Here is an 11,458-nt window from a genome sequence, read left to right as displayed (position 1 = left end):
TGGCCAACGGATGGGAGAGTAGGTCGGTGCCCAATCTTAATCCGTTAGTTAACGGAGTAAACAAGAACCCTTCAACCAAAAGCCCGGGGGTTTCTTTGTTTATAATACTTTCTGTCCGTCATGCCGCTCCCCGCTCCCCGCCACTACCTCCCCTCCAACATAACAGGTCCTTCGCTCACTCCGGACAACAAACGATGCCAAATGTTCACGTTCACGTTTGCACAACCAGCATGCTTTTTTGTAAACGGCTCAAAATCAACACTTCTAATATAAAATTGGTGACACGGTTCTGTCACCATGAACATGATATTTAGTGCTTATATTTGGGGGTAAGGTACGTTCTGTACCTTTTAAGCGTTGTGCCGCGGGCTTTCGGGATGGTAGATACATACGTCTCCCGGTATCGCTTACGGCTTTTTACCACTCTCAATCATCCTGTAATGACCGACCACCCAACTGCCGAACGCCCGGCGATCATCGAACAACTGCGTGCCGAAATCAAGGGCATACCTTACCGCCCGGCCAAAAAAAGGAAACCCCAACCCGTGCCGCCCGACCCTGAAGAAAGCCGTTACCTGTTTCATGTGGCCACCGGTAACCGCTGGATGGAACTTGGCGAACGCGAGCCCGTGCCCAAAATGCTTTTTGGCGAGCTTTGGCACCAGGGCGAACTTTGCATACTATTTGCCGATACCAACGTTGGCAAAAGCATACTGGCCGTGCAAATTGGTAACAGCATTGCCGAAGGCAAGCGCATTGCGCACTTTGCCATGCATGCCAAACCCGCTACCGTGCTTTATATTGATTTTGAGCTTGGCGTAACGCAGTTTTATACGCGTTACACCCATGCGCGCAGCAGTTACAACTTTACCGATAAGTTTATACGCGCCCAGTTTACGCCCAACACCGGCCTGCCCGGCGGCGACAGCAATAACGACGACCACCTGATTGCCGCCATCGAGTACAGGATACAGCAATTAAAAGCCACGGTATTAATTATTGACAACATTAGCTGCCTGCGCGGCGGTACCGAAAACGCCCAGGTGGCGCTTAGCCTCATGAAAAACCTTAAGGCGCTTAAAAACGAGTATAAGCTGTCTGTCCTGGTGCTGGCCCATACACCCAAACGGCGCAATTTAGGCCTGCCGCTCTCGGCCGATAACCTGCATGGCAGCAAGCTGCTGATAAACTTTGCCGACAGCGCCTTTGCCCTGGGCACAAGCGCTACCGACCCGCAACTGCGTTACCTGAAACAAATAAAGCAGCGCAACACCGCGCAGATCTATGGCGAAGATAATGTATGCCTTTGCCGCATTACAAAGCCCGAAAACTTTTTAAAAATGCAGTTTGAAGGCCAAAGCCACGAATACCTGCACCTGCGCACCCGCCAAACCAACCAGCTGGTATTAGCCCCCAAAATAGCCCAACTGGCTGCCGCCGGTTACACCCAACGCCAAATAAGCACCGAATTGGGTATCGCTGTTGGGTTGGTGAATAGGTTGATTAAGAAGTGAGATAGTGGTGCGGTGATAACACCGACCACAGGCTGAACGCCAAATAAGCAGCGAATTAGGTATCGCTGTAGGTTTAGTGAATAAGTTGATGCGGAAGTGAGCGCTGGCCCTATATATAATGAATAAGAAAGTTATAATTATTCAGCATCGATCTTACATCATTATATAGTTTATACAACTTGTTAAATTTTTACTACATTGGTAGTAACAACCTTATAATAGCAAATGTCACAATTAGAATTAGACCTGACAAAGGTTAAAGCAGACCCTTCAAAGGATTTTTTTATCTCAATGTTGGTGAAGGATATTACTTTGCGAGATGCGATTGGTGATTTGGTGGATAACGCAGTAGACGCGATAAAGTTAAAATCACCAAACCCAGAAAACCTAAGTAATTCCAAAATTACAATTACATTAAATAATCAAAGTTTTTCAATAAAGGATAATGGCTTTGGAATGGAAGCAGAAGTTGCGAGAAAATACGCGTTTAACTTTGGTAAATCATCGGCACGCGTACTTTCAAAGAAATCCATTGGACAATTTGGAATTGGCATGAAAAGAGCTTTTTTTAAGCTTGGGGCTGATATTCATATAAAATCAATTGCACCAACCTCTCAATTTGAATTAACTATTGATGTAAATAAATGGCAGTTGGACACCGGTAATGAGTGGCACTTCGAATTTGATAAAGGTAAATTATCAGAAAATACTTCAAATGCTGAAAGCAAAACAGGCCTTGAAGTTGTAATTAAAAATTTAAGCGGCGACTCAAAAACCAGTTTTAACGATGAAACATTTATAGATAAATTACAAAAAGAGATTGCTTTAGAACATATGTTAAACATAAACAAAGGTTTAACTATAATAATTAATGGCTATGAGTTAACCGCAAATCAAATATCGTTAGTAAATGACGAAAATATTAGACCTTCATATTGGGAGAAAATTTCATCCGATCAAGCTATTAAAATTATTGCTGGCATTTCTGAAAAAAATGCAGAAGATGGAGGATGGTATATTTTTTGTAATGACAGGTTGATTGTAGCTAAAGATCAAACTGCACAAACTGTGTGGACTGGTACTAAAGGTGGTGACGGAGTTCCAAAATATCACGCACAGTATCACAGGTTTAGAGGATATGTCTTTTTCGAGGCTAATGATTCCGGTCAATTACCTTGGAACACAACAAAAACTGGCATGGACATGGATTCACCGGTTTATAAAAATGTGCGAAGTAAAATGATTACGATGACAAGACAGGTCATGGAACTATTGGATAAGCTTAAAGAAGAAAAGGAAAAAGGTAATCCCACTGATAGTCAAACATTAAATAAAGCCATAGAGAAAAGCTTAAATTCACCTAAACCTGTTATTGAAGTTTTAAATACCCAAGTTGTTCTTGATAATAAGTTCCATTATCCCGTTGCATTATTTAATCCGGTAAGTAAAAGTAAATCGGTTAGGATAAGTTATCAAGTATCACCGGAACGATTTGAAGCAGTAAAACAGAGTTTAGACGCTGATAATGTTGAAGAAGTGGGATTAAAAACATTTGATTACTATTATAACAATGAGATATAAATAGTATGTCAAGTAGTTTCGAAAAAATAAACTATACACTTAGACCGAATAAGAGTATAGAACGAAAAATGATGTGTGAGGCCTTTAATCGGCTTTCGTTTTTAGATCAGTTAAATAATTTTAGATATGTAGGAATGGGTTCTCCCTACTTTGCAGACTTTATATTATTTCATAAAAACTTGGGGATAACTGATTTAATAAGTATTGAAAAAGAAGAAGCAAAGAGAAATCGATTTGAATTTAATAAACCCTATTCTTGCATAGATATAAAATATGGCAACTCTTCTACTATAATACCTAATCTTGAACTTGATCGAAAGAAAACAATTATGTGGTTAGATTACGATGATAAAGTTTCAGATTTCATGTTCGCAGATATTGATACGTTTTTTGCAAACGCACTTCCCGGTAGTGTATTTACTTTATCTATTAATGTTGAAGAAGACTTTTTGCCCAATATGCAGGATAGCGACAGGCAACAATTTTCTCTTAAAGAACATCGGCTTAATCAATTAATAAAGAGGATAGGTAAAGATAGATTACCAAATAAATTTATGAATGAAAACTTTAATACAAAAAATAGCATTAAAGTTTGCCTCGAAATGTTTAATAGGCAAATTAACACGACGCTAATTGCCCGTAATTTGCAATTACCAATCAAAATTAAATATAAACAAATATTTAATTTCGTATACAAGGACAATGCTACAATACTTACCATTGGCGGTATAATTTATGATCGTACCCAAAAAAGCAAAATAGATAAAATGTGTTTGTCTGAATTAGATTTCTTAAGATCCGATGAGGAAAGCTATAAAATAAGTGCTCCCAATTTGACATTTAGAGAAATCAAAGCATTAGATAAAGCGCTTCCTGACAAACATAATAGCGAAACAGAAAAAGGTAAATTTAAAAATAAGATATTACAAGCTATTCCAGTTATACCAACCGATATCAAAAGCTATGCAAAAATTTACCGATACTATCCTAACTTTGCCGAAGCATTAGTTTAAAATGAATAAAAAAGTAATTCGTGTAATGGATTTGTTTGCAGGTGCGGGTGGATTTGGTTTGGGATTTGGCTTGGCAAGCGAAAAGTATATTTTGACCTGTTCATTAGAAGTTGATAAATGGGCCGTTGAAACATTAAAGGCAAATAATTATAACGAACATTTAATAATTCAAAATGACATCAGAACCTTTGACACGGATAAAAAAATAAAAGAAGCGTGCTCTGATAAACCAGACATAATTATAGGAGGACCACCTTGTCAAGGGTTCAGCTTAGCTGGCCCGGCTAAAGATCCAACAGACCCGAGAAACTCGCTATTTAAAAATTACGCCCAATGGGTAAAAGTGCATAAGCCGAAAATATTTGTCATGGAAAATGTAAGAGGCATTTTAACTGGTAAAAATGAAAAAGGTGAAAAAGTAATAGATATCATCAAGCGTACTTTTGAAAGTATTGGTTATACGGTAAATATTTGGGAACTAAATGCTGCGAATTTCGGCGTGCCACAAAGTAGGGAGCGAGTATTTATAGTAGGGAGTAAAAAGGGAATGAAAATACCGCCGCCACAAATAACCCATTATCTCCCGTCTGAAAAGATAAAATTAAACGGTTCAGCAAAGCACTTAACCCAAGCCATAACAGTTATAGAAGCAATAGGAGATTTGCCTTTCTTAAGGGCCGGAGAAGGACATGAAGTTGCTGATTATGCTGAAATTGCAAGTACCCAATTTCAAATTTCATCACGAAAAAATGCTGATAAAATCTACAATCATGTTACTATGTCCCATACTAAAAGGATTGTAAAAAGATACGAGGAAATTTTAAATGGGGTTACTATCGATAAGGTTTCTGAAGATTTAAAAGTGCGAAAACGGAACGGCAATGGGGTTGTTTCGGAGACGGAATATAATTCAAATTACAGGCACCTAAAGCCAGATATGATTTCTTATACTATTCCCGCATCATTTTATTCAAATTTTGTACATCCTAATCAACCGAGGAATATTACATCGCGAGAAGCAGCTCGTTTACAGTCTTTCCCAGATAATTACGTGTTTAAAGGGAAGCGTACCCAAATTTCGTCCAAATTGCTTAAACAATTAGGTAAAGATGATGAAAATCATTTATCTCAATATAATCAAATCGGTAACGCAGTTCCCCCATTATTGTCTAAAGCAATAGCTCAACATTTGTTGGAATATCTAAAATAGCTAACCCTCTCCCCCCTCGCTGGCGCACGCGTGCCGCGTGTGCTTAATAGTTTTCTGTGATAGGTCAACCGATTTGAAAAAGCGAACAGCCCCCCCCTTCTAAACCCGATAGCAGCGATACCTGCCCTCGCGCCTAAGGCCTGCAGGCGTATGAGCGAATAACGGGGCTACCGCAACCGAAGCATCACTACAGTACCTTTTCAAAAACGGTCATTTTTAAATAAAACAGAACTAAACCGCGGCGGGTGTGTTGTTTTAAAAAAAAAGACAGTTATGAAAAATCCATTTAAAAAACACGATAGCAGCGGTAAATTATTGGCAGGCCTTGCCCTTGGGGCGGCTTTTGCAGGGGCCATTGTTTACCTGTATATAAAACGTAAAGCGGATATTGATGCTGCCGCCGCCGAACTGAAGGAACACGCGCAGGATTACCTGAAAGAGAAACGCAAAACCGCCAAAAAGATTAAAACGGATGTGAACGAACTGGCGGATGTTATCCACCATTCGTAACGTTACATAATAACACCGGCGTGCGCTTAGGCGCGCGCCGTTACTGTTTATAGCTTATACTATAAGGTGTTGCCGCTGCCGTTGGTAATAACGCGGTAAACCGTCCAGTCGTTGGTTTCAAACACCTTACGGAAGTTTACATCGGGTATGGTTTGGCGGATGCTGAGGATATACTTGTTATTTAGCTGCGTATAGCCCGAAACCACATTTTTGGCCGTGGCCACCACCACATAATCTACATACTTATCGGGCGATTCGAGCGCGCTGAGGAAGTTACCTTCGTAAGGCATTATAATGGGCTTAATATCGTTTGTAAACGCAATAATGCCATACGCTATGGCATCGTCAACCAGCACATGCGATTGTGTGGGCAGGCTGTTTAAATAGTTTGCCACTTCCATATTATCCTGCTGTTTATCGTCGGGTTCGCGGTTAAACAAAACCTTTACAAAGTTCTGCTCTTCGGCTATGGATGAGGTGCGTAAATAGTACCAGCCAAAATACAGCTGAAAAATGATGGTGATAAGCAGCAGCAACTTAAAGCTGCGGTGGTTTTTTACCGTATGGGCTTTAAATATTACACACAGGTAGGCCAGTATCAAAAATATCATGTAGTACTGGTAGGCCAAAAAAACCTTATCGTACTTAATGTGCAAAAACTCGATAAAAGCGAAGGGGATAAGGATGGTTAGCACCTGGTAGGTACTCTCCCTGAACAGGTACATGGCTATTAATATCATGGGGCAAAACAGCACCACGCGGGCCGATAGCAGGATAGATATTTCGGGGATCTTATAGTTGGTGTTGGTGGTTAGCTGGTCGAAGCTTAGCTTATCTATCAGCACGTTCCAGGTAGCATAGGGGCTTTCGGCAAAATAATTCAGATCGCTTGCGTGGGTAAGGTTCAGCAGCTTGTAGCACAGCACGGCCGCCATGGGCAGGCTGAACAGTATGATATACAGGGCGAAGGTTTTGTTGATAAGCTTGCGCCTTAACGATGGGCTGTTGAAGCTTAAAAACAACCTGAAGATGGATTCCTGCTCGCCCAGGTTTAAGCTGTGTATGGTGATGGATAGCACCAGCGGTAAAAAGAACAGCGTTAGCCAGATAAATTTGTAATCGCAGAATATTAATATAACCAGGCAGATGCTGGCGATAGATACGTGGAACGTAGTGTTGGACCGGTAGAACTTAAACAGGTTTAAGAAGAACAGGAAGAAGAATATCAATATAAGATAGATGCTTTTACCCGATGCCGCCGTGTAAATAATGCCGGGATGGAACAGGAACAGGATGAGCAGCAGCCATATGTACCCTTCATCGTTTAGGCGTTTGGCTATGGTGCTTGCTATGATATAAAACAATACCGCCGTACCAGTAGCCGATGCAATTACCGGTGCAAGGGTTTTAAAGAACAGGAACGGGAAGTTAGCGTAAAAAGGGATCATGGGTGCGGTTAAGCCCATTACCTTAAGGCGGTTGCCAAGCCCCTCGAAAACTATCTTCGATTTTTCGATATAAAAAAGCGACTCGTGGTTGTAATAGCCCAGCTTATTTAAATAGATACCGCATACCAGGTAGTAAATTACCAGTATCAGGGTAAGTATGATCAAATATAGGGTGCCGGTTACTTTCATTATTTTACAACGTTTGTAGGGCTATTAACTTTACTTAAGCCGTGGTTGGTTTTTTCCCAGTAAAAAGGTTTGGTTACCAGCTGGTACAGGCCCTTGTAAGCCGCTATGGAGTGCATCAGCCAATAAATGGGGTTGGCTATGGCAAACAGTATCAGCTCGTAATAGCGGCGTTTAAATACGGCTATCATGTTTACGTATATCATCAGGATGTTGCCCACCATCAGGTTAAATATCGACATAAATAAAACCCAATCGGGAAACAGCGTGCGGATGCTCGAAAGATCGAACACTACGTAACATATAAAAAACGTAAGCATCAGTGGGTACACCAAAAAGGTTACCGGCGTGGCGCCTATAAAAAAGTTAAAGCCCATAAAGCCCCTCCAGCCAATTTCTTTCCAAAGCTCAATAGGGTGGCGCATGTGTACCAGGTAGGTTTGCATGTAGCCCTTTATCCAGCGGCTGCGCTGGCGGATCCAGTTAAAAGGTTCGTTGTTGGCCTCTTCGTAGGTGGTGGAGTTGATGATGGCTATCTTATAACCTTTGGCATAAGCTCGTACGCCAAGGTCGGCATCTTCGGTTACGTTAAAGGGGTCCCAGGCGCCAAGCTCAATCAGTTCGTTAAGCTTAAAGTGGTTGCTGGTACCACCTAAGGGGATAGGGATATCCAGGGTATCAAGCCCCGGCAGCATGTAATCAAACCAGTACGAGTATTCGAGGGTGAACATCCGGGTGAGGAAGTTCTCGTTACGGTTAAAGTAGTTTAAAGCGCTTTGTACACAAATATAATCGGGCGGCAGTTTGGCAAACAGCGATACCACCTTTTTTAACTGGTCGGTATCGGGGATATCCTCGGCATCGTAAATGGTAAGGTATTTACCGCGGGCAAAGTGCAGCCCGTAATTACATGCCTTTGGCTTTGTTTTAGGCATATGAAACGGAACCACTATCACCTCGAATATGGCGGGGAAATCGAGGTTTTTTACCGCGTTAAAGGTTTTATCGTCGTCCTCCTCTATCAGCAGTTTAATGTCCAGCTTATGGCGGGGGTAATCAATAGACTGCAGGTTCCAGATCAGTTTTTTTATCAGCTTATCTTCTTTGTAAACCGGCAGTAATATGGTGTATATAGGCAGGGTATCGTCGTTACCCTGCTTCAGGTCGTCCTTGGTTACGGCCTGGTGCAGCTCGAACCTTGAACCAACCAGCGCCAGGAAAAGCTTAAACATAATGGCCACCAAAAAAAACGAGCTGATGATAACGTTTATAATGATGGATGTATTTTTGAAGCTTAGCACCAGCCCTATGGTAACCATGCCTATAATTACGAATATAACAATGAGCTGAGCAGTTGAAAACGTTACAATGGCAGAGTTATCTGGGTCGCGCTTCATCAGCTCGAACACCGCCGACTTGATATATTTATCGCCCAAAAGCTTATTGCTGAGCCAGGTGATATCCAGGTCCGAAGCGACGATCACCTCGGCCTCCATGTCGTAGGTAAAGCGTATAAAATCTAAGAACAGGCCGTCATCGGGCGATGCCATAAGGCATACCACCTTATTGTTTTGTATCCGCAGGGGCATAGCCAGCCTGTCGTGCGCAAAATTAAGGTCTATCTTGCTTAGTACATCAACGTCGTAGGCTTCGCCGCGCGGGTTTTCAATAATGGCATAGCCAGCGTTAAGCAGCGATCTGTCGTAGTTTTTGCGCGATATGTATCCCGAAGTAAGCGCTATCTTGATGAAGGACAAGCCCGATTCAATTGAGTGTTTTTCAATCGCCTCGCGGTCGCCTGCAGTGATAAAGCCATCATTAGTCAACAATTCGGGAATTGAGATACTCATCAACAATTAGTATATAATTAAAATTCTGCGCTTCGTGGTAACCTTAGTCGTTAAACAGGTCCTGCGATTTTTGCACCCTTGAACGTATATAAAGGAATGACAACAGGATAAGCACCAGTATACCTAATAAGATGTACAGGTTATAGCTATCCCAGAAGCGGGTAAGCGCGCTCTTGGTGTCGATATACTCCAGGTTTTCGCTCGATTTATTTATATTAAATAAGTACTTGTTATTATTAACATCAGAGATACAAACGTTACTGCTCAGGGTTGAAAGCTGCTCGGTAATTGATTTTGATGCAGCCAAAAACGCTTCGGCAAGGTGCTTGCCTGTGGCGGTAAGCACCAGTGTAGCATTATTGCTTCGCCCGTAAAATATCTGGGCCAGCCCGTTGGATGTAGTATCCGACAGAGAGTACACTATCGTATTATTATCGGTGTTATAAAGCCTGAAGTTTCGGTCGAACTTAATGGGGGCATCCGGGAATTCATTTTTAGTGAACAAGGGATCATCTTTGGCCAAAAGGGCTATAATGTTGTTCTTTTTCAGTTCTGACGGGTTGTTGATCAAATCCTCTGAGTACATAAACTCGGGGAAGTTATTAGCGTTGATGTTATTGTTTAGCTCGTAAATAATTTCGCCCATGGCGCCGGCAGCATACTTGGCAAATTTCTTTGAAACTACTATACGCGTTGTGCCGCTGTTAAATGCTTCGGGATACTGGTAAAAGCTCAGATCGCTTGTTATGAACGGGTTTTTTGATTCGAGGTACGATTTGTCAACATCAATTTCGGCAAAGAAGTTGGTAAAGCTGTTTTTACAGTTACCGTTATTAGGGTAAAACCTAAACTCGGCTTCCAGCGTGTTATATTTATGGTGCTGGTACCTGTTAATGGTAACCGATGTATTTAGCTTGCCCGATGCATCCAGCTTTTCGCTGCTTAGCAGTAAACCGTTAAGGTAAATGTTAAAGAAACCGCGGTCGCCGGGGTTAAGGCTGCTGTAGTTTGCCACTATGCGTATCTCAACCTCTTTTGGGGTAAAGCTAAAATCGCTGTTCTTAAAATTGAAAGCGCTTTTTAACGAACCAATGCCCGATAAAAAATCGCTGACACCGCCAATTTGCTTAAGCGATAATTTAGAGCGGTTTTCGTCGATGGTTTTAAAGAAGGTGTTTTGCGCTTTGTTAACCAGCAGGTAATCGCCAAAGGTGGAGTTTAGCACGTTCATGTTACCTAATGCGGTAATGGTTTTTTCGTAACCGGCATCATCGCCGCCGGTAACAAATAAAATTTCGGTAGGTACAGCTTCCTGCGATACCGATTTAACTTCCATAAACCTGCCGCCTACATCAACCATGCGGGTAACGGTATCTGTTACATTAGCAACAGATTTATGAAGATATAACAAACCCTGGTTTGCTTGTGGCGTAACTTTTACCAGCGAACGCTTTGCATCACCAAGTGAAGGCATTGTGCCCACCATAATATAATTGCGCACGCTATCGGGCAGTTTGCTTATCTCAAATACACTAATGTTTTTTGTTTGTGTTTTCTTTAACCTCGAGTAAGCCCACGCTACTGCTTTAAGATCGTGCAGGGTGGGGTTGCTGTTATATACAATGGCGGTTTTTGAATCGAAGCAATTGCTGATGTTTATATTGTTAAAAAAGTTTTTGTTGTTTTTTATTAACGACAGGTATGAGTAGTTTTTAACTTTTAACCACATAGCGGGGTTATCCAGGTCGCGGCATTGGTCGTCGGTAACGGTTAAAAGTGTTTTTACCGTTATTTTAAGGTACCTGTCGGCAGATACATCGGCCTTGGTAAGGTTCAATGTTATTTTTTGGATCGAGTCTTTAGTTAAACGGCCGCTATAAACCGGTTTCGAACCTAAAAAAAGGTTAATGTATGACCGGTCGCGTATCAGCGCCTGCGATGGTTCGTAATAAATAACCAGTTTACTACCCACTATATCGTATTGCGGCGTTATTTTAAAATAAAAAGAGGTAGCCCCGCTCATCCCGAAGATGGGTTCGTCATCATTATGGCCTAAAGCTTTAAACGACAGGATGCTTTGGCCAAACGATGCCGTACTAAGTAATATAAAAGCCAGGAAGGTTAAAAATCTATTCATCAGATTATA

General features: G+C 41.6%; 8 protein-coding genes. 5 read left to right on the top strand and 3 right to left on the bottom strand.

Annotated elements, in window-relative coordinates; genetic code table 11:
* The first annotated feature begins 440 nt into the window (after window positions 1-440).
* The 5 genes from EWM62_RS18705 to EWM62_RS18685 all read left to right on the top strand — a co-directional run bounded on the left by EWM62_RS18705 (window position 441) and on the right by EWM62_RS18685 (window position 5,828).
* Window positions 441-1,514 (top strand): AAA family ATPase, encoded by a 1,074-nt coding sequence (locus tag EWM62_RS18705; RefSeq protein ID WP_162499878.1) that lies wholly within the window; start codon window positions 441-443, stop codon window positions 1,512-1,514.
* 225 nt (window positions 1,515-1,739) lie between these two features.
* Complete coding sequence (locus EWM62_RS18700; RefSeq protein WP_129878203.1) at window positions 1,740-3,095, top strand: ATP-binding protein; 1,356 nt, start codon at window positions 1,740-1,742, stop codon at window positions 3,093-3,095.
* A gap of 5 nt (window positions 3,096-3,100) precedes the next feature.
* Window positions 3,101-4,108 (top strand): O-methyltransferase, encoded by a 1,008-nt coding sequence (locus EWM62_RS18695; RefSeq protein ID WP_129878202.1) that lies wholly within the window; start codon window positions 3,101-3,103, stop codon window positions 4,106-4,108.
* Window position 4,109: 1 nt separating this feature from the next.
* The gene (locus EWM62_RS18690; protein WP_129878201.1) at window positions 4,110-5,318 is read left to right on the top strand and encodes a DNA cytosine methyltransferase; all 1,209 of its coding nucleotides are present in this window, start codon (window positions 4,110-4,112) and stop codon (window positions 5,316-5,318) included.
* A 273-nt stretch (window positions 5,319-5,591) separates the two neighbouring features.
* Window positions 5,592-5,828, top strand: a complete 237-nt coding sequence (locus EWM62_RS18685; protein ID WP_129878200.1) for a hypothetical protein — start codon at window positions 5,592-5,594, stop codon at window positions 5,826-5,828.
* A gap of 59 nt (window positions 5,829-5,887) precedes the next feature.
* Here EWM62_RS18685 and EWM62_RS18680 read toward each other — a convergent pair whose 3' ends face one another.
* From EWM62_RS18680 to EWM62_RS18670, 3 genes are read right to left on the bottom strand one after another with little or no spacing between them, the layout of a single operon-like run.
* The gene (locus tag EWM62_RS18680; protein ID WP_129878199.1) at window positions 5,888-7,465 is read right to left on the bottom strand and encodes a hypothetical protein; all 1,578 of its coding nucleotides are present in this window, start codon (window positions 7,463-7,465) and stop codon (window positions 5,888-5,890) included.
* Window positions 7,465-9,312, bottom strand: coding sequence for a glycosyltransferase family 2 protein (locus tag EWM62_RS18675; protein ID WP_129878198.1), 1,848 nt, complete (start codon window positions 9,310-9,312; stop codon window positions 7,465-7,467). The genes EWM62_RS18680 and EWM62_RS18675 overlap by 1 nt, the downstream gene beginning before the upstream one ends.
* 43 nt (window positions 9,313-9,355) lie before the next feature.
* Window positions 9,356-11,449, bottom strand: coding sequence for a cellulose biosynthesis cyclic di-GMP-binding regulatory protein BcsB (locus tag EWM62_RS18670; protein WP_129878197.1), 2,094 nt, complete (start codon window positions 11,447-11,449; stop codon window positions 9,356-9,358).
* Between the last annotated feature and the right edge of the window lie 9 nt (window positions 11,450-11,458).

The sequence above is a fragment of the Mucilaginibacter terrigena genome, from assembly GCF_004168255.1.
Taxonomy (GTDB): Bacteria; Bacteroidota; Bacteroidia; order Sphingobacteriales; family Sphingobacteriaceae; genus Mucilaginibacter; species Mucilaginibacter terrigena.
Note: the sequence above shows the minus strand (reverse complement) of the source record. Positions and strands in the feature narration are given on the sequence as shown.